This window comes from Rectinema subterraneum (genome assembly GCA_009768935.1).
In the GTDB taxonomy this organism is placed as follows: Bacteria; Spirochaetota; Spirochaetia; order Treponematales; family Rectinemataceae; genus Rectinema; species Rectinema subterraneum.
The window spans coordinates 31,619-50,700 of the sequence record WESA01000014.1 but is presented as its reverse complement, the minus strand read 5'-3'; the positions used below and the strand labels follow the sequence as shown (position 1 = coordinate 50,700).

Sequence of the window (19,082 nt, the reverse complement as noted above, 5' to 3'; positions counted from 1 at the left end):
TTTCTGAAATGAAAGCCTGGCTTATCGCGAAGCAGGGGCAGAGCCCCCCGAGTCTCTCGTTTGGCAAAGCGGTACACTACGCACTCGGACAATGGGACAGAATCGAAAAGTATCTACAGCACGAGCTTTTGACGCCAGACAACAACGCTGTTGAAAATGCAATTCGGCCGTTTGTGATTGGCCGGAAAAATTGGTTGTTCTCGAATACGCCCTTGGGTGCGCATGCATCTGCGGGGATCTACAGCATGATCGAGACTGCCAAGGCCAATGGGCATGAACCATACAAGTATCTCTGTTACCTGTTCAATGCATTACCGAAGGCGAGGAGCTTGGAAGAAAAGCGGGCGTTATTGCCGTACAAGCTCGCACCCAATTCATACTGATTTTTGCCCAACGGTGTGAAATTTACGCTTACGCAGCATCGATGAGATCATCCGGAATTGTCGACATGAATTGACGCATAAGAAATACGCCAAATGCGCTTATCATGCCAGGGAACATGATCCCCCAATAGGTATTGACCCATTTCAGCGCTCTTGCCATCGCATACCAGGGGATGACAAGCATTTCGGTAGGAATCATGAGTGTGCTTATAATCAAAAAGAAAACAATTTTCTTGCCTGGAAAACGGAACTTGGCAAGTGTATAGCCTACAAGTGAATCAAAAAAAAGCACTGACGCAGTTGTGCAAATCGCAACAATGACTGAATTCAGAAACCACTGAGGAAATTTGGTGCTTGCAGAGAACAAGATATAGCGATAATTTTCGAGTGTCGGACGCTCCGGAAACAGCTTTAATCGATAAATCTGGGTTACATCTTTTAGGCTTGAAGATAGCATCCAGACAAAAGGAAACAACATGATTATCGACAAAAAAAGAAGAATAAAGTAGGCAGGCAGAACCTTGCCCCACCTCTGCATCTGATTTCTATGCTTCATCAGTAATTCACCCTCTTGTCGAAAAACCTCACTTGCAGAACTGTCACAACCATGATGATCAGAAAAAGAACAACACTTGCACTCGCCGCTCTTGCCATTTCAAAATTGGTAAAAGCTTTCTGATATATGTACAGAGCAGCTGACTTTGTGGAATTGAGCGGTCCACCCATTGCCTGCATCGACATGTTATACACTTGGGTAAAAATCCGGAGGAACTGAATACCTTCCATCACCATGAGGAAAAAAGTGATCGGCATCAGCAAAGGAAGCGTAATTCTTCTCAGAACCTGTTGGTCATTGGCTCCGTCGATTCTGGCCGCCTCGGACATTTCCTTGGGAATGGTCTGAAGCCCTGCGAGAAAAATAGTCGTGCAATACCCCATCTCTACCCAGACATTTACTGCCAGAATAGATGGCAAAGCCTGCGTCGGGCTATTGAGAAATTCTCCTGCCGGAAGACCGAGAATTCCTAGAATTCCATTGATAATACCAAGCGGAGGCGGCTGATACATCCAGCGCCAAACCCAGCTGACTGCCACAACTGGAGTAATATATGGCAGGACATAAATGAGTCTGAATAATCCTTTTCCTTTGGGAATCGAATCCAAAAGAAGCGCAATAAGCAAACTCAAAATTATAACAATAGGTGCCCCGAAAACGGCATAACGAAACGTATTGCCCAATGCCTGCAAAAATACCGGATCGTTGAACAGTATTATGTAATTCTCGAAACCGATGAATTTTACAGTCTTTCTCAAAAGGCCCCAATTGGTAAAGCTCATGACAAGCATATACACCATAGGGCCCAGGCGAACACATAGAAAAAATACAAGGGGAAGCGCAAGAAAGAGATAAGCAGTCAGAGCTCTTTTTGTCGCTAGTGTCATCTCGATGTGCCTCCCCTTCTCTCGAAAGCTTATTTTATTTGCTTTCCTGATTACTGCTTCCAGAAATCATCGATGAGCGCCTGTTCTTTGGCTGCGGCATTCTTGAGCGCTACCGCTGGATCCACTTTTTTCAGCACTACTTCATCTACTGCATCAACGAGAACCGTTCTCTGGCCAGCTTCATCGACAAAGGCCGTTGCATGCGCATACGCCAAGCCCTTCAGGAATGGAGAAATCACTGGATCATTCTTGTACTTTTCGGAGAGACCGGGATTCGCTGGAAGCTCGCCCACTTTCTCAAGCCAAAGCTCCTGGACTTCGGGAGAAGTAATATATTTCAGGAATTTTATTGCAGCATCAAGCTTTTTGCCGCTTGTTCCGGCGACTATTCCATGAGTCCAGAACGACGCGTAATTCGATTTGATTCCTTTATAAGCCGGAAGTTCAGCGACACCCCACTCAAGGTCTTTTACTGCCTTTAGCGTCGCAATTCTGAATGAGCCATCGATATTCATGGCTGCTTTGCCTGATTTGAAAGCGGTGACATCATCGGTCGCAAAATTGGGATAGCCGACTTTGTCTTTTGTAATTCTATCTGTGTACCATTTAAAAGCAGCAACGCCATTGGCATCTGCATAGGTCACTTTCCGGTAATCTGAACTATACGGTGTATTGCCAAATTGCCTGAAAAGTATTTCGCGAATCCAGTTGTGGCCCTGACCAGTCGGCTGCATAGCCAACCCTGCCTGAATCAGATTGCCCTGCGCATCGTATTTGGAGAGCTTTTTGGAGTATGCTTCGAGCTCTTCCAAGGTTTTGGGCGGTGTATTGGGATCAAGACCAGCGTCTTTAAACAGTTTTTTGTTCCAGAATAGCGAAAGCGTCCGGACTGCAGTGGGCACCGAATAGTATTTCCCGCCAAACTGGACCGATTCAGCAACAAAAGGATAGAAGTTCTTGTCAAAATAGGCTTTGTTGAAATCTGAGGCGGGCAGCTCTGCAAGATAGCCAGCTTTTACATACGTAGGCAGCCAGCCATAGAAGAGATTGATGATATCAGGGCCTTCTCCTGCTGGGATGGAAGCGGCAACCTTTTGGTTGTAGCTTTCATACGGGAATGTGACCTGTTCGACCTTGATTCCGGGATTTGCTGCCTGGAATTTTTGGATGAGTTCATCCATCAGTTTGACTTTGGATTCATAGTAGTATTGCCAGTACGTAATTGTCACTGTCTGCGCACTGACGGCGAATGCCAGAATGGCAAACAGCAAGACCACAAGGACATTGTTCCTTTTCAACATACATGCCTCCTTATGAAATGAGAAAAGAATACCTATGATAATTCTTTCTCTTACATTTGCAGTATAGTATTCGGGTGATGACAACGCAATATTTAAACCAATGATAGATTTTTTATTTTTTTAGGATATCGTTCGAATCCAGACACGCTAGCTCGTCCATGCGGCGTAGGCGGCGCGAAAGATCGCGAGCCAGGTTCATGATCATCATGGAAAAGGTTTTGAGATCGAGCTTCGAGATTTCGTAGAGCGCGCGGTTGGAAATAGTGACGACTTCGAGCGGCGTTGCTGCGCGCACCGTGGCAATGCTCGGCATTATGTCGAGCAGCTCCATCTCGCCGAAGGTTTCGCCCTCCTTGAGGCGCGCGATGACGAGGCCCTGTTTGACGATTTCCACTTCTCCGCTCAAGATGAAATAAATTTTATCGCTGGGTTGACCTTCGATCTGGGGGCATTCCCCTGCCTCGAAATGGGCAGTCCCGAGAAGAGGCTTGATTTTCTCGATTTGCTCAGGCGAAACGCCCCCGAACAGCGAATATTTCTGAAGTGCATTCACATCGATCATTCTCTGCTATCCCCAAACTGATACAAGCGCTTTTATTATAGAACAGTAACTCTGTTCCTTCCAGCCTCTTTTGCAGCATAGAGCGACTCGTCTGCACGTTTGACGAGGGCATCTGCAGATGAAGCATCAAAATCAGGCCAGGAGGTAGCCCCTCCTGAAATTGTCAGCCTAATCCGCTGGGGACCATACTGGAATTCCGATTCCTCGACCATGCGGCGAATACGTTCTGCAATCTGGTAGGCATCGGTCATCGACGCTCCGGGAAGGATGGTCATGAATTCCTCTCCTCCATACCGCATTGCGATATCTCCTTCCCGAAGTGCGCTTCGTATTATCTTGGAGAGAAATACAAGAACCTTGTCGCCAACTTGATGGCCATAGGTATCGTTCACGAGCTTGAAATGATCGAGGTCAAATATGCAGACGCCAATCGGCGCGCTGTTACGGACAGCCCTGCCAAATTCCTCTTGAAGGCGGGCCATGCCGAAACGCCTGTTGAAAAGCCCGGTGAGCGAATCATTCGCGGCAAGCCGCTGCAGCTGGTCATAGGAGAGCGAGTTGCGGATTGCCACCGAAAGGTTTGGCGAAATAAGATCAATCGTGCGCTGTGCTTCTTCGCCTGGCTCGCGGATGAATGCGAGCAGCATAATTGCCAGCACCACATCATGATACACAATCGGCTCGAGGATTATTGAAGCAGGCCTGAATGTCAGCAATGCTCCTTCTACCGCGATATTTTCCGGCAGCTCAATAGTAATTCGCTTTTTTTCCTGAGCCACTCGCTTGATGAATTCCCTGTCCTTCAGCGTTTCGACTCCATTGATCCGGAACGATGCTGCTGGCCGCAACTCATCATTCTCTTCAACCAGAAGCGCTCCCGCTTCGGCGCCAGTGTGCTCAAGCATCGAAGGAAGCACACTTGCGGCAAGATCGTCCAGTTCCAGGCGCGAAGATAAAAGCTGTGAGAAAGATTTGACCATTGTTTCCTGTTGAAATGACGCATATAGAGCATTAATGAGTTGATTGTAAGATTCAGCGCACTCGCCAAGCTCATCGTCGGAATCCTTCTCTACCATACATTCCTGAGGGCTGCATGTAGTGACGATCTCTTCGTGCGTTTTGCTCGAAATGTAGCCGCCGATTTGCTTCATTTTATTGGCAATAAGGTGGAGCCGCGAGCCGACGACTGACCTGGCAAGGAGAATGTTCATTGCTCCGACGATCAAGCCAGCGATAATGCAGACGATAAAAAACCAGAGCTGCATTGTATACGAAGCCGGCACGCCGAGCAGCGTCATGAAAAATGGAAATACTACTCCAATGACAAAGCCGAAACCCATCATGTAAATCGCGAGGTCGGTGAAAATACGCCTGGAAAATCTGATCATCGAGTTCCCTCCGGATGCGCCAATGGTAGCCGGAGGTGGAGGCAAAATCAAGCAAAAATAATAAAAAGAAGAGAATCAGCCCTCTATGAGCAGCCATTTCAGCTCGCAGGACTTCAGAGTCAGAGGGCCAACGCTTGCGCCTTCGCCTGCGGCAGCTCCGCTCGCCAGCAAATCGACAGCTAGCCGCCCTTCAAATGCCCGCGCGCACACTTCGCGCGGCACCGTCGCTTCGCATTCGCTAAAATTGCCGACTACTACAAGCGTTTCGCTTTTCGATTTTTTGCGGAATAGCAGGACCGAAGGATGGCCGCTTTCGAGCACCTCTATGCCTTGCACCGCAAACACTGAATGCTTCGAGCGCTGCTCGATCATCTTCTTTATGCTTGCAAATACCTGACCGGTCACGGTCGCAGGATTATGCCGTTCCCGGAAAAGCACTTCCTGCCAGACCGGCCTGTGCACCCAGCGCGAATCCTTGGTATGGGCAGGATCCTTGTCCCAGTCCGGATCGTTTTCCATGCCAAGTTCATCGCCCAGATAGATGAGCGGAATGCCGCCCGCCGAGAAAGCTATTCCGTACAGTAGCAAAAATCGCCGCAGGGCCGTCTCTCTGTTCTTGCCAGGGTCGCGGCGCATGTCCCGTTCGATACCCGCAAGCGAGGCTGCGGTGCCGCAGATCCTCATGTCATGCGTCACAGGGTTATACTGAAAGCTCAAACCCCTTGCAAAGCTGCCCGGAAATTCGCCGAGATAGAAGCGGTTCAAGAACTGGCGGTGATCGAAGCCCTTGATGCCGAGCGCTGCCGCATCTTCATCCGCGAATGTCCAGCCGATATCGTCGTGGCAACGGATATAGTTGACCCAGGCGCACCCTTCTGGAAGGTTGTGCCTCTTTTTGATCGAGTATGCAAGAAGCCGAACTTCTTTTGTCGCCGCCGCTTCCCAGAGCTCGGCCATGAGTAGGGGGTTGTACGATAGCTGGCATTCGCGCAGGTCGATGTACTGGACAATCTGATCGGGGTGTACAATCGCTTCGGATTTGAACACAAGCGAAGGACAGGCAAGGCGAGCCACGCATTGAAACGCGCGGATTATCGTATGAGCCTGGGGCAAATTCTCGCACGGTGTGCCTTTCTCTTTCCAGATAAAAGCAACCGCATCGAGGCGAAGTCCAGCAACACCCTGATTGGCTAATGCGAGCATTTCTCCTGCCATGGCCTCGAACACTGCCGGATTGCGGTAGTTTAGGTCCCACTGGTACGAATGAAATGTCGTCCACACCCAGCGCTGCATTTCTTCATTCCAGGTGAAGGAACCGCGCCGGGCTTCGGGGAAAATTTCGCGCAGTGTCTTGCTGTATTCTTCAGGCTCTTTCCAATTCGGGAATGTCAGGTAGAAATCGCGGTAAAACTCGTCGCCTGCCTTTGCAGCCAGGGCCCATTCGTGCTCGTCCGAGGTGTGGTTGAACACAAAATCTGCAATAAGCGCGATGCTGTGCCTGGCAAGTTTCCTCGCGAGCGCGGAGAGCTCGTCGATGGTGCCAAGCGCAGGGTTCGTTTCCCGGTAGCTCGAAACAGCATATCCCCCATCGTTCTCGCGCTCCGGAGATTTGAAAAAGGGCATGAGATGCAGATATTTGATGCCCAGCTCTTTCAGATATGGAAGGCGCTCCTCAATCCCGCGGAATGTCCCTGCCCACCGATCCACATAGCACACCGCACCGATTACATCCTCGCGCAGGTACCAACCGCTTTCAGGCGGGTACTCCCGGTCGCGCGCTTTGAGCCAGGTCGGCCGCTTTCTGTACGCTTCAAACGCTCCAAGGACAATATTTTCGACCCAGTACGCAAAATCGGGCCTGTCGCCGTACAGCTCGAACAAAAGGCCGGTAAGCCGCTCAAGCTCGTCCTCGAGGCGCGCGCTGAATTCAGGCCAACCCGAATAGCGGGGCAAGCCCCGGGCGGAGAGTCGTGCGGAAAATTCCTTTTTGAATGTATCAAATCCTTGCTGCATATAGAATATATAGATCCTAGCACCACCAGGGTGAAGAGATCACAGTGGCTTGAGTCTCTGCGCCCTGGCAGCAATCCATCAGCGCTTTCCGGAATCGTAGATTTCACCAGCGGCCTTCGGTCCCACCGATTTGCCCGCAAAAAACAGCAGGGCGATGATAGTGAGCAAATACGGCAAAATATAGAAGAATTCTCCAGGCAGGCCAGCCAGGAACTTGATATCCTTTGCATAGAAAGACAGCGCCGTCGAAAAACCGAAGAATAGCCCCGCGCCAAGCACCCCGAACGGATTCCACTTGCCGAATACAAGCGAAGCCAGCGAAATGAAGCCCGTGCCGTGAATTGAAACAAGCGTGTACTGGATGTCCGCGGTAAGCACCATGACGGCACCCCCGAGCCCACCTAATGCGCCTGATACAAGCACACCGAAATAGCGCATCTTTGCGACGTTGATGCCCATGCTGGCGGCGGCCTGGGGATGTTCGCCGCAGGCTCTCATGCGCAGCCCCAGCGGCGTCTTGTACACCACAAACCAGGTGATGAACACCATTGCAATCGCGATGTAGAATGTCGGATAGATTTCTTTGAAGAACATCCGTCCAAGCACAGGAATATCGCTTAAGCCCGGCACGCTGAATTTCTGGATGCCATTGGAGAATGCGCGTGTTCTCTGCTGATGGAAGATAATTTGGCAGAGATATACCGTGAGGCCGCCAGCAAGGATATTGAGCGCGGTACCTGAAATGACCTGGTCAGCCTTGAGGTTGATACTCGCCACCGCATGCAGAATGCTGAAGACAACGCCTGCCAGGAGACCCGCGAGTAAGCCGTACCATGCCGCTGCTGGCGTTGAGTTTTCGAGCAGCACCGTAACAGTCGCGCCGGTAAATGCGCCAACCATCATAATGCCTTCGAGCGCGATATTGACAATGCCTGAGCGCTCGCTGAACAGCCCGCCCAGCGCAGTCAGAATGATGGGAGCCGAGAACATGAGTGCAATCGGAAACATCTGAAGCAATAGTTCGAAAGTCATACGCGATCCCCTTCCGTTGTGGGAGCTTGCTTGCGTTCGAATTTGTCGAGAACCATCTTGATTCCGAATTTCATGGCTACAAAGAGCACAATGGAAGCCTGGATAATTCCAGCGATTTCACGCGGAATGCCCTGCGACTGCATCAGCGGCTGGGCGGCCTTGAGCCCGCCAAACAGCATGCCCGCAAGCAGAATCCCAAAGGCTTCATTGCCACCGACGAGCGCAACCGCAATACCGTCGAAGCCATAGCCCTCGGCAGACTGAATGACACGCCCGAAATTGAACGTGCCGACCGTGATCACCGCGCCGGCCAGACCAGCAAATGCGCCCGCGATTGCCATCGATGCGATTATGTTACGATTCACTTTCATGCCGGCGTAGCGGGCGGCCTCTTTGTTGTAGCCGACTGCGCGCAATGAATAGCCGAAGGTCGTTTTATTGATAATAAAAGCAAATATCAGTAAGGCGAGAATGACCGGAATAAAGCCCCAGTTGAGGCGCGAATTGCGTGTAATGCTCTCGAGGAAGGGGGATTTGAGGAGCGCTGTCGTCGGAAATGGCGCTGTCTTGACCCTGTCTACGCTGCCGAAAATGTGCAAAATGACAAAATTGTTGAAATGCAGCGCGATATAGTTCATCATGATGGTCACAACGACTTCGTGCACATTGTAGCGGGCTTTTAAGAATCCGGGGATGGCGCCCCAGAGCGCACCGCCCAGAATCGCAGCAAGAAGCACAAGCGGGAGGTGAATCACTGTCGGTGCCCGCACGAGAAGTGCTACTGTCGTCGCTGAAAGCGAACCGATCATGAGCTGGCCTTCCGCACCGATACTGAACAGCCCCGTCCGCGACGCAAACGCAAAAGAAAGCCCGGTAAGGATAATGGGCATGGCCTGAATGATGAATTCACCGATATAGCGGCTATTGAGGGGCTGGCCATTTAAAATGTCGATGCCCGAAAAGCCCTTCACAATGGCTGCATACATCGCAAGCGGAGAGCGCCCGGTGAATGCAACAATCAGCGAACCCAGCACAAATCCCAGGAGCACCGCGATGAGCGGAAGCACAATCTTTTCTTTTCGTGTTGTCATCGATTTTCCTCCGTTCAGACGTGCACCGCTTGCGGCGCTGCGTGCGTTTTCCGAAGCGCACCAGACATCATGAGGCCAAGTTCGTTTTCGGTTGTTGCTGCGGCATCGACAATGCCGACTATTTCGCCATTGTAAATAACCGCGATTCGGTCCGAGACATCCATGATCTCGTCGAGTTCGAGTGAAACAAGAAGAATTGCCTTGCCTCTGTCCCTCTCCGCAATAATGCGCTTGTGAATGTACTCGATTGCGCCGACATCGAGGCCGCGCGTTGGCTGAACAACAATGAATACATCGGGCGATCTGTCGATTTCGCGCGCGACAATCGCTTTCTGCTGATTGCCGCCGGACATCGCGCGCGCAGGAGTCATTGCGCCCTGCCCGGAGCGGACGTCGAATTCGCGTATAAGACGCTCGGCATTTTCAAGAATGGCTTTTTTGTTCAAAATGCCATAATTCGCGAAAGGCTTTTCGTAATAGTTATGGATGACAAAGTTCTCGCCCAACGTAAAATCGAGTACAAGTCCGTGTTTCTGCCGATCCTCTGGAATGTGACCAAGCCCGAGGTCGGTTCGTTCCTTGATCGGGAGATTTGCTATGTTTATATTTCTTAAGAAAATCTTGCCTGATTCAATTTTTGTGAGCCCAGTGATTGCCTGAACAAGCTCGGTCTGGCCGTTTCCATCGATGCCGCATAAGCCAAGAACTTCTCCGGCGCGCACCGAGAGCGACAAATTCTTTACCCCGAGCAATCCTTTCACATTCTTTACATTCAGGTTTTCGATGCGCAAAAGTTCTTCACCAGGTTTTGCAGGCCCTTTTTCGACATGGAAACTGACCTGGCGGCCGACCATCATTTCTGCCATTCTCTCTTCATCGGTATCTGCCACAGAAACGGTTCCGACAAGCTTGCCGCGCCTCAGCACTGTACACACGTCAGCAACTTCTTTTATTTCCTTGAGCTTGTGTGTAATGAGAAGGATAGTCTTGCCCTCTTCGACGAGCCTGCGCATGATCTGCATGAGTTCATGGATTTCCTGAGGCGTGAGCACCGCTGTCGGTTCGTCGAAAATGAGGATTTCTGCATCGCGGAAAAGCATTTTGAGAATTTCAACGCGTTGCTGCATGCTGACCGATATATCCTCGATTTTTGCGCGCGGATCGACTGCAAGTCCATACAATTTCGAAATTTCTTCGACTTTTTTCTCGGCGCTGCGGATATCGATCACAGGCCCTTTATGAGGCTCCATGCCGAGAATAATGTTTTCAGTGACGGTGAAGTTATGGACGAGCTTGAAATGCTGGTGCACCATACCGATACCGAGAGAGGTCGCGACATTGGGGTCGCTTATTTTTACTTCCTTCCCTCGCACGCGGATCGAGCCGCTATCTGGCTGATACAGTCCAAACAGGATGCTCATCAGTGTGGATTTCCCGGCGCCGTTTTCGCCAAGCAGAGCATGAATTGACTTTTCTTCTATTTGCAGCGTGATATCGTCGTTTGCTCTGATTCCGGGGAAATCCTTGGTGATGTGAAGCATCTCCACGATGTACGACACCTGCAACCCCCTGGATAAGGATAGTGAATGAGTATATCACGCAAGGATATTTTTTGCCAGATACAAAACTCAGTGTTTTTTCCGGGAACCTATCAGCACGTTGAGGCTGAGCACGAACAGCACCAAAAGGAGCGCTGCGCCCCATGCTTTTTGGTGCCAGTCGTCGTATGGACTTTTGATATACTCGTAGATCACAAGGGGAAGAGCGGAGACAGGCCCTTTCAGGCTCAGGCTTAAAAAAGGATTTCCGAATGCGGTAAAAATGAGCGGCGCTGTTTCGCCCGCAGCACGGGCTACTCCAAGGCCCGTCGCTTCGAGAATTCCGGAAGCTGAAGCAGGAAGGATTATATCGATTATGGCGCGCCACCTTGGGACACCGAGTGCAAGTGCTGCTTCCAGATATGAAGACGGCACCATCTCGAGTGATGCATGTATCATGCTGGTCATAAGAGGAAGCATGACAATCGCAAGCGCCACACCGCCCGCCAGCGAGGAAAAGCTCCTGAGCGGTACAACTATCCATGAATAGATCACCACGCCGATCACAATTGAGGGAATTCCTTGCAGCGTATTGATGGCAGTCGCCAGCACTTTTGCTCGTTTCGATCCTCTGTGCTCATAGAGGTAAAGACTTGCCAGCAAAGAAAATGGCAATGCGACAACAATTGAGGTTCCCAGCAGCATGATGGTGCCGACAATCGCCTGCACAATGCCGCCGCCCGTCTCGCCAAACGGCTTCTGTTCCTTAAAGAAGAAGTCCACATTCAGAGCGCGGGCGCCGTTGATTACTACCTGCGCAAGGATGAGCACGAGGAGCGCAACCACAATACCCGCAGGAATCATCACCGCAAACTTAAAAAATCTGTCCTTTTGCGCGCGCGTTTGATGGCGGCTTTTGAATGCATTATTTTCCATAGGCGCTTGCCCCCTTGCGCATCAATGTCCTTCCAAACCATCCAGCGATCATCGTTATCAGGAGAAGCATCAGAGCGAGCCCCATCATCGCAGAACGATGCACATCGCTCGCCGCCTCGTTGAATTGGGATGCAATGACGCTCGCGAGCGTATTCCCGAGCGAAAAAAGCGAATCCGGAATGCGCGTCGCGTTTCCAATGAGCATGGTCACCGCCATGGTTTCGCCAAGCGCTCGCCCGAGCGAAAGAAGAATTCCAGCAAAAATACTCTGTCGCGCGAATGGCAAGGCGATTCCGGTCACTACTTCCTGCTTTGTGAGCCCGAGTGCAAAGGCTCCTTCTCGAAGCCCCGCTGGCACATTCATGAGCGCTTCCCGCGTCATAGATGACATGTAAGGGATAATCATGATCGCAAGGACGAGCGATGCGGAGAGAATTCCTGCCCCATAGGGAGGAGCGCCGATGAGCACCGCCAGATTCCGGACAAGCGGAATGACGACTTCGATACCCCAAAGTCCGAATACCACCGACGGGATAGAGGCAAGCACGTTGATAAGCGTATTTAAGAGCGAACGCAGCCAGCCTGAGCGCACATACTCGCCCATGACAATCCCGGCGCTGAGCGACAATGGAATTGCGATGATCAGAGCGATCGATGATGTCAGAAGAGTGCCGATTATAAAAGGCAGCGCGCCGAAGCGCGCAGTGACAGGATTCCATTCGGAACCATACAAGAAGGCAGCCCCTTCCTGCTTTACTGCGGGAAGCGACTGCACAACGAGAGTCAACACAAACCCTGCGAAGACAAAAACGATTAACAAAGCTGCTAAACCAAGCAGGGCGTTAAATCTTCTGTCGTTCATTATTTCAGCACGGGCTGGCCATCATATGTGATGCTCTTGATTATCGCTTCGGCAGCCTTGATTGCTGGCGCAGGGAGCTTGGCGTAATCGAGCGCCTCGACAAAGTTCTGACCGTCATGGATCATCCACCAGAGGAGCTTCGCGAGATGTTCGGCTTGTTCAAGGGTGCGGCTGGCATATTTTTGTTCGCGATAGACAATGATCCAGGTGAGCGCACTGATGGGATAGCCTTCTTTGGCATTCGTATTTACAAGAAGTATGCGGGAATCTGGAGGAAACGCTCCAGCTGCCGAAGCTGAAATCGATGCTAGGCTGGCATCGACCCAGACACCGCTTGAATTCTTTATTGCTGCTGCAGGCATATTGCTTTGATGTGCATATGCTAGTTCGACATATCCGATGCTTCCGGGAGTTTGCTTGACAACTCCAGCGACACCTGCATTCTGTGCTGCGCCCTGCCCTGCCGGCCAGCTGACGGAATTCGCATTGCCGACCTTCGATTTCCATTCAGTGCTGACTGCGCTCAGGTATGCCGTGAAGTTGAAGGTCGTTCCAGACCCGTCGGAACGATAGACAGGCATTATCGCCATGTTCGGCAGTTTGACGGCCGGGTTGAGCTCCGCAATTCTCTTATCGTTCCATTTTGTGATTTTGCCGAGGTAGATATCCGCAATCACCTCGCCGGTCAATCTGAGGGCAGGGTTTCCGGGCAGATTGTAGGTAACAACCACCGCGCCGATCACTGTCGGAATATGCACTATTGAAGCAGGATACTTGGCAAAGTCTGTGTCCTTGACAAAAGAATCAGAGCCACCAAAATCGACAACGCGATCCTGGATGTTTTTGAGCCCCCCTGAAGAACCGATTGCCTGATAGTTCACCTTGATGCCTGTTGTCTTGTAATACTCGTCGAACATCTTGGTATAGGCAGGAGCCGGGAACGTTGCGCCTGAACCCAGCAGAGTCTGTGCATTCAGCGCACTTGCTGCACCAATCAGACAAAGTGCCATCAACAGGCCTCGTCGGAACAATACATTTCGTTTCATGTGGTTTCCTCCATTCTCGTAGTTGAAATTGCAAGGGGCACCGAGAATTCGTGCTTGCTGTTCCATGGCCAATGCACAGTGCCCGTCCTGCATTTCGAGCAGAGGATACCCGCTTCTTATTAATGAAATTTCTTGTTTACGTTAGAAAATGGTTAAAAAAAGGCTGCCCGCGCAGACGCAACAGGCAGCCCCATTCGACAAGCAAGGCGGAAAACCCGCCCCGCTTCGTTCAAATCGTCACTTACTTTGCCGGAATCTCTGAAACCACGAGCTTGCCGGAAGCGATGAGCGCTTCGTACTCTTTTACTTTCGCTACGATATCAGCAGAGAGGTTGGGGTTCTTCTCGGGGATGCCGACGCCTTTGTTCGCAACTTTGAAGACGAGGGTCTGACCTCCGGGGAACTTGCCATCCATGGTCATCTTGCAAACGTCGTAGGCTGCAACATCTACCCGTTTCATCATGGAGGTAAGGACTGCTGACTTGGTGCCACTGTAGATACCATCAGCATACTGATCCTTGTCGACGCCGATTGCCCAGCGGATATCGCCCTTCTGAGACCGCTCTTTTGCCTCTTTGATAAGTCCGTTGCCGGTTCCGCCTGCTGCATGGAAGATAATGTAGGCGCCCGCGCTGTACTGCTTCTGCGCAAGGGCCTGGCCTTTATCAGGCGCTGCAAAGTCGCCGGCATAGTCTACGAGGATCTTGCAATCTGGATAGACCGCTTTTACGCCCTGCTCGAAGCCTGCCTGGAACTTCTCGATGAGCGGGAACTGCATACCGCCAATAAAGCCGACAATGTTCTTTCCATCGGCTTTTGCCTTGAGGCCTGCTGCAACGCCGACAAGGAAGGAACCCTCATGCTCGGCGAAAACAGCGGAGGCAACGTTCGGCAGATTGACGACGCTGTCGATGATAAGGAACTTGCGGGTCGGATAGTTGGTCGCGACCTGTGTCATCGCCTTCTCGAAGAGGAATCCGGGAGCGATGATGAGGCTGAGACCTTCGTCTGCAAAGGTCGAGAGATTCGGCACATAGTCAGCTTCGGCGCTGGACTGCAGATACTTGTAATTTGCTTTCGGAAGCTTGAAATCCTGTCCAAAACGGACAATACCTTCCCATGTCCCCTGATTGAACGACTTGTCATCGATGCCGCCGACATCGGTTACGAGACCTACTTTGAACTGAGCGAACACCGGCGCAGCAATGAGAGCTGCGACGACAAGCACCAATAGCGCTTTTTTCATGCTTCATCCTCCTTTTTAGGATTACACTGCATTGATAGCGAAGATCATACCGATCTTTCGCGATGAGCAACATAAATGGTAAAGCCGCCCTCGCGGATTGTCAATAACAAATCCGCATTTTAATCGATTCGGGCTTCGGGCTCCACCTTCAGGCTTCAGCTTCTTTCATTATTGTTACGCCGGCCGAAGCGCCGATACGCGTTGCACCTGCTTCGAGCATGGCAACCGCATCTTCATATGTCTTGATGCCGCCAGAAGCTTTTACTTGCGCGGCATCGCCCACAGTCTCCTTCATGAGGCGGACATCCTCAATAGTCGCTCCGCCTGTCCCGAAACCGGTGCTTGTTTTGACAAACGCAGCTCCGGCTGCGACCGCTGCCCTGCATGCAGCTATCTTTTCGTCCTGCGTGAGGTAGCAGGTTTCGATGATTGTTTTGACTATTGCCGGTTTTGATGCATGTACAACAGCTGCGATTTCGTCCCGAACCGCATTCCAGTCGCCAGCCTTGGCTTTTCCGATATTGATGACCATGTCGATCTCGCGAGCACCTTCAGCAACCGCGCGGCGGGCTTCTTCGACCTTTATGGCAGTGCTGTTCGCACCCAGCGGAAAACCGACTACGGTGGCAATGAGCACTCCCGAGCCGGCCAATTCGCTCGCGCATAGCGGCACCCAACATGGATTCACGCAGACCGATTTGAATGTATATTCTTTGGCCTCTGCGCAAAGCGTCCTGATCTGCTCACTCGTTGCGGTCGCTTTGAGCAGAGTGTGATCGATCGCCGCGGCGATCTCGGCTTTTGTCCATTTCCTATTCATTATCAGTGTCCTCCATATAGAAATATCAAATCTCTATTCTGTTGCGCAAATATTCTCGGCGTGTCGCGACAAGTTCCTTCAGCTCTGAGAGCATTCGCTCATCCGCACGCTCGGCTATCGGAAACACGAATTGCTCGGTTTCGTCGGTATAGCGGCGAACAAACACATCGTCCGTCACATAGCCAAGGCTGATCATGTTCGAAATGCGGTCCGCGCTCTTCAAAACTTTGGCGCGAAGCGAGCCGAAATCGCGGATTCTGTTGAGGAATTCGGCTTTGTTCTCGACCGGGCGGCGAGTCACTTCTAGCACGAGCTTGTAGACATCGACAGACTCATCATCGATCGAGAGAATGGTGTCGGGGTCGGTTTCGGGCGCATCTTCGAGAAGGTCATGGATGAGAGAAGCCTTGAGCAGCACAGAATCAATATACCCATAGTCCATGAGAATGGCCATCGTATCGAGCTGGTGACGGAACATATTGCCGCCGCTCCGTCTGAGTTTTCCGATAAGGCAAGTCGCAAGCTGGATGTAGGGCGCCAGATGCATCCGCTTGAGGCGGAGCATAGCAGCCTTGTCCATGGTGAGGCGATCGGAGCGCAGAATCGAGCCCTGTCTCGAAAGCGGGCTCTTTGCATCCTGCGGGCTCTCTGCATCCTGCGAGCTTTCTGCGGCTGGGCTTTTCGAACCATTTGGGCCTGTATCTTGCGGGCCATTCTCTCCTGAATTCATGAGAGCTCCCGAATATACATTTCGAGCTTTGCGGCTTTTGATGCGGATGCCGCGAGCTTTTCCTTCTCCTTTTCTATGATATCAGCCGGAGCCGATGAAAGAAATGCTGGATTCGAAAGCTTTGCTTCGAGCTTGGAGATATAGGCCTTTTCTTTCTCTTTTTCTTTCGAGAGCCGCTCGATGAGCTTTGAGATGTCGAGAAGCCCGCGCACCTGCACCTGGGCTGTAACTCCGTTGCCCGCAAGAGAAATGCTCCCGGAAGGTGGCGGTGCTCCAATCGAAACAGAAGAAGCCCCTGCCAGAAGGCTTATGAGAGCTATATTTTCCGTGATAAATTTCGCGTGCAAAAAATTCGCGTCGAATACAAGATTGAGCGGAATGGCAGCTTCCGGCGGGATCTGGAACTCCGATCGGAGTGTGCGCACAAGCGTGACAATTTCCTTGAGTGCGACGAAGTGGGCTTCAGTCTCTGGCGCATCCCGTTCAGCTGTCCACTCTGGGTAGCGTGCAGAAATGAGCTTGCCGTTTGCGTTCGGCAGCATGCTGTAAATTTCTTCGGTCACAAAGGGAAGGAAGGGGTGCAGGAGCCTGAGCGATGCATCGAGCATATTGAGCAACACGGTGGTTGCGCGGTCCTTTTCGTGTTCGTCCGATGATTTTGTCGAAAGCTTGGACGCTTCAATGTACCAATCGCAGAAATCGTCCCAAAAATAGGAATAGGCTGTCTGGGCTGCATCGTTGAAGCGCCAGGATTCGAGCGCCTGACTTACATTTTTTGCAGCAAGATTGAGCCTGTGCAGAATCCATCGGTCAGTGTCGTTGTAGACTATCTCGCTCTCGGGCAGATAGGTGCGCCCTTCGAGATTCATGAGAATATAGCGCGAGGCATTCCAGATCTTGTTCGCGAATTTGCTGCCCATTTTGAAGCTGTCGCGATCGAGAAGGATGTCCTGGCCGCCAGCGCAGTTGTAGGCGAGCGTGAATTTGAGGGCGTCAGAGCCATATTCGTCCACGATTTCGAGTGGATCTATGCCGTTGCCAAGGCTCTTGGACATTTTGCGGCCCTGTTTGTCCCTGATAAGGCCGTGAATGTAGACTTCCTTGAAGGGGCTCTGGCCGGTGAATTCCATCCCTGCCATGATCATGCGCGCAACCCAGAAGAAAATAATGTCGTACGCGGTGACAAGGGCGCTTGTGGGGTAGAAATACCGCAAGTCTGCAGTGTCCTTTGGCCAGCCAAGCGTGCTGAACGGCCACAACCAGCTCGAAAACCACGTGTCCAGCACATCTTCATCTTGGTAGATATTGCTGGAGCCGCACTGGGTACACACAACCGGGTCTTCGCGGCTCACCATGGTCGCGCCGCAATCCTTACAATAAAACACGGGGATACGGTGACCCCACCACAGCTGGCGGGAAATGCACCAGTCGCGGATATTTTCAAGCCAGTGCTCATAGGTGTGCTCCCACTTTTTCGGGAAAAAGACGACATCGCCGTCCTGCCAGGCTTTGAGCGCCTTTTCGGCGAGGGGCTTCATGCGGACAAACCACTGGCGCGATAAATACGGCTCGATGGCAGTATGGCAGCGATAGCAATGCCCCACTGCATGCACGATTTTTTCTTCACTTTTAAGAAGTCCCTGCGATTCCAGGTCGGCGAGCACGGCCTTGCGCGCTTCCAGTACCTTCATGCCACGGTATTTTTCGGGAACCGCGCTGGATAGGGTGGCATCGGGGTTGAGAATGTTAGTGCTCCCAAGCTTGTGCCGCTGGCCGACAAGGAAGTCGTTCGGGTCGTGGGCAGGGGTTATCTTGACCAAGCCGGTGCCGAACTCTGGATCGACATAGCTGTCAGCGATAATCGGAATTATGCGGTCGGTGAGTGGCAGGCGCACCATTTTGCCGATAAGTGCGGTGTAGCGCTGGTCATTCGGATGCGCGGCAACGGCTGTATCGCCAAGGAGAGTCTCGGGGCGTGAAGTCGCAATTTCGATTCTTCCGGAGGGCCATTCGGGCGTCGGGCCATCGACCAGCTCGTACCAGATATGCCACAGCGAGCCCGGCTCATCCTCGTGCTCAACCTCATCGTCCGAGAGGGCAGTCCCGCACGAAGGGCACCAGTTCACAAGGTATTCACCGCGATAGACAAGATTGCGCTCGTACAGCGTGACAAATACTTCGCGCACCGCCTTCGAAAGGCCTTCGTCGAGCGTAAACCGCTCGCGGCTCCAGTCGACGCTCGCTCCAATGCGCTCAAGCTGATTATTGATGAATGCGCGATGTTCTTTCGCGACTTTCCAGGTCTCTTCGATAAAGGCTTCGCGGCCGATTTGGGTGCGCTCGCGGCCTTCCTTGCGCAGTTTGCGCTCAACGACATTCTGGGTCGCAATACCGGCATGATCGGTGCCCGGCAGCCAGAGCGTTGGAATGCCCTTCATCCGGCGGTAGCGGATCTGGATATCCTGGAGGCTGTTGTTGAGCGCATGTCCCATATGGAGTACGCCCGTTACGTTGGGTGGAGGAATGACAATGGTAAAGGGTCTTTTCCGCTTGTCTACTTTCGGCTGAAAATGGCCCTCGGTTTTCCACATTTCGTAGACACGCCGCTCAAATGTTTTTGGGTCATACGCCTTCGGGAGCTCCACCGATTTCATCTTTTCCTCCACATTCGCGTCTGCTGAATGCTGGCTG

The 19,082-nt window shown here is 51.8% G+C and carries 17 protein-coding genes; 1 reads left to right on the top strand and 16 read right to left on the bottom strand.

Annotated elements, in window-relative coordinates:
- Positions 1-383 (top strand): IS66 family transposase (locus GAP13_RS05505; protein WP_158907009.1); only part of this gene is annotated, 383 nt, incomplete at its 5' end.
- Between the two features lie 28 nt (positions 384-411).
- Here GAP13_RS05505 and GAP13_RS05500 read toward each other — a convergent pair.
- From GAP13_RS05500 to GAP13_RS05425, 16 genes are all read right to left on the bottom strand, one after another.
- Positions 412-939, bottom strand: a complete 528-nt coding sequence (locus GAP13_RS05500) for a carbohydrate ABC transporter permease (protein WP_222126153.1) — start codon at positions 937-939, stop codon at positions 412-414.
- Positions 939-1,826: a carbohydrate ABC transporter permease gene (locus GAP13_RS05495; protein WP_158907007.1), complete on the bottom strand. Its 888-nt coding sequence runs from the start codon at positions 1,824-1,826 to the stop codon at positions 939-941. Before GAP13_RS05495 ends, GAP13_RS05500 begins: the two co-directional genes overlap by 1 nt.
- A 50-nt stretch (positions 1,827-1,876) precedes the next feature.
- Entirely contained in the window at positions 1,877-3,127 is a 1,251-nt protein-coding gene (locus GAP13_RS05490; RefSeq protein WP_158907005.1) for a sugar ABC transporter substrate-binding protein, read from the bottom strand.
- 112 nt (positions 3,128-3,239) lie between these two features.
- A complete protein-coding gene (locus tag GAP13_RS05485; protein WP_158907003.1) occupies positions 3,240-3,689 on the bottom strand; it encodes a cyclic nucleotide-binding domain-containing protein in 450 nt (149 codons plus the stop codon).
- 35 nt (positions 3,690-3,724) lie between these two features.
- A complete protein-coding gene (locus tag GAP13_RS05480; RefSeq protein WP_158907001.1) occupies positions 3,725-5,077 on the bottom strand; it encodes a GGDEF domain-containing protein in 1,353 nt (450 codons plus the stop codon).
- Positions 5,078-5,152: 75 nt separating this feature from the next.
- Positions 5,153-7,090: an amylosucrase gene (locus GAP13_RS05475; protein WP_158906999.1), complete on the bottom strand. Its 1,938-nt coding sequence runs from the start codon at positions 7,088-7,090 to the stop codon at positions 5,153-5,155.
- 78 nt (positions 7,091-7,168) lie between these two features.
- Positions 7,169-8,122, bottom strand: coding sequence for an ABC transporter permease (locus tag GAP13_RS05470; RefSeq protein ID WP_241864294.1), 954 nt, complete (start codon positions 8,120-8,122; stop codon positions 7,169-7,171).
- Positions 8,119-9,213 carry an ABC transporter permease gene (locus GAP13_RS05465; RefSeq protein WP_186338822.1) on the bottom strand — a complete coding sequence of 365 codons (1,095 nt, stop codon included), beginning with the start codon at positions 9,211-9,213 and terminating at the stop codon, positions 8,119-8,121. The genes GAP13_RS05470 and GAP13_RS05465 overlap by 4 nt, the downstream gene beginning before the upstream one ends.
- Positions 9,214-9,227: 14 nt before the next feature.
- On the bottom strand, positions 9,228-10,754 hold the full coding sequence (locus GAP13_RS05460) for an ABC transporter ATP-binding protein (RefSeq protein ID WP_503473375.1): 1,527 nt from the start codon (positions 10,752-10,754) through the stop codon (positions 9,228-9,230).
- 87 nt (positions 10,755-10,841) lie between these two features.
- Positions 10,842-11,687 (bottom strand): phosphate ABC transporter permease PstA, encoded by an 846-nt coding sequence (pstA, locus tag GAP13_RS05455; protein WP_158906995.1) that lies wholly within the window; start codon positions 11,685-11,687, stop codon positions 10,842-10,844.
- Positions 11,677-12,549, bottom strand: a complete 873-nt coding sequence (pstC, locus tag GAP13_RS05450; protein ID WP_158906993.1) for a phosphate ABC transporter permease subunit PstC — start codon at positions 12,547-12,549, stop codon at positions 11,677-11,679. Before pstC ends, pstA begins: the two co-directional genes overlap by 11 nt.
- Positions 12,549-13,595, bottom strand: a complete 1,047-nt coding sequence (gene pstS / locus GAP13_RS05445) for a phosphate ABC transporter substrate-binding protein PstS (protein WP_158906991.1) — start codon at positions 13,593-13,595, stop codon at positions 12,549-12,551. Before pstS ends, pstC begins: the two co-directional genes overlap by 1 nt.
- Before the next feature lie 241 nt (positions 13,596-13,836).
- A complete protein-coding gene (locus GAP13_RS05440) occupies positions 13,837-14,841 on the bottom strand; it encodes a BMP family lipoprotein (RefSeq protein WP_158906989.1) in 1,005 nt (334 codons plus the stop codon).
- A 148-nt stretch (positions 14,842-14,989) separates the two neighbouring features.
- Positions 14,990-15,661, bottom strand: a complete 672-nt coding sequence (gene deoC / locus GAP13_RS05435; RefSeq protein ID WP_158906987.1) for a deoxyribose-phosphate aldolase — start codon at positions 15,659-15,661, stop codon at positions 14,990-14,992.
- A gap of 25 nt (positions 15,662-15,686) precedes the next feature.
- Complete coding sequence (locus GAP13_RS05430; protein WP_306769194.1) at positions 15,687-16,391, bottom strand: hypothetical protein; 705 nt, start codon at positions 16,389-16,391, stop codon at positions 15,687-15,689.
- Positions 16,388-19,045, bottom strand: a complete 2,658-nt coding sequence (locus GAP13_RS05425; protein ID WP_158906985.1) for a valine--tRNA ligase — start codon at positions 19,043-19,045, stop codon at positions 16,388-16,390. Before GAP13_RS05425 ends, GAP13_RS05430 begins: the two co-directional genes overlap by 4 nt.
- Positions 19,046-19,082 lie beyond the last annotated feature (37 nt).

Bases quoted from the DNA above. Each gene is read 5' to 3' on its own strand.
- GAP13_RS05500 (WP_222126153.1), bottom strand. From the start codon at position 939: ATGAAGCATAGAAATCAGATGCAGAGGTGGGGCAAGGTTCTGCCTGCC.
- GAP13_RS05495 (WP_158907007.1), bottom strand. From the start codon at position 1,826: ATGACACTAGCGACAAAAAGAGCTCTGACTGCTTATCTCTTTCTTGCG.
- GAP13_RS05490 (WP_158907005.1), bottom strand. From the start codon at position 3,127: ATGTTGAAAAGGAACAATGTCCTTGTGGTCTTGCTGTTTGCCATTCTG.
- GAP13_RS05485 (WP_158907003.1), bottom strand. From the start codon at position 3,689: ATGATCGATGTGAATGCACTTCAGAAATATTCGCTGTTCGGGGGCGTT.
- GAP13_RS05480 (WP_158907001.1), bottom strand. From the start codon at position 5,077: ATGATCAGATTTTCCAGGCGTATTTTCACCGACCTCGCGATTTACATG.
- GAP13_RS05475 (WP_158906999.1), bottom strand. From the start codon at position 7,090: ATGCAGCAAGGATTTGATACATTCAAAAAGGAATTTTCCGCACGACTC.
- GAP13_RS05470 (WP_241864294.1), bottom strand. From the start codon at position 8,122: ATGACTTTCGAACTATTGCTTCAGATGTTTCCGATTGCACTCATGTTC.
- GAP13_RS05465 (WP_186338822.1), bottom strand. From the start codon at position 9,213: ATGACAACACGAAAAGAAAAGATTGTGCTTCCGCTCATCGCGGTGCTC.
- GAP13_RS05460 (WP_503473375.1), bottom strand. From the start codon at position 10,754: ATGCTTCACATCACCAAGGATTTCCCCGGAATCAGAGCAAACGACGAT.
- pstA (WP_158906995.1), bottom strand. From the start codon at position 11,687: ATGGAAAATAATGCATTCAAAAGCCGCCATCAAACGCGCGCGCAAAAG.
- pstC (WP_158906993.1), bottom strand. From the start codon at position 12,549: ATGAACGACAGAAGATTTAACGCCCTGCTTGGTTTAGCAGCTTTGTTA.
- pstS (WP_158906991.1), bottom strand. From the start codon at position 13,595: ATGAAACGAAATGTATTGTTCCGACGAGGCCTGTTGATGGCACTTTGT.
- GAP13_RS05440 (WP_158906989.1), bottom strand. From the start codon at position 14,841: ATGAAAAAAGCGCTATTGGTGCTTGTCGTCGCAGCTCTCATTGCTGCG.
- deoC (WP_158906987.1), bottom strand. From the start codon at position 15,661: ATGAATAGGAAATGGACAAAAGCCGAGATCGCCGCGGCGATCGATCAC.
- GAP13_RS05430 (WP_306769194.1), bottom strand. From the start codon at position 16,391: ATGAATTCAGGAGAGAATGGCCCGCAAGATACAGGCCCAAATGGTTCG.
- GAP13_RS05425 (WP_158906985.1), bottom strand. From the start codon at position 19,045: ATGAAATCGGTGGAGCTCCCGAAGGCGTATGACCCAAAAACATTTGAG.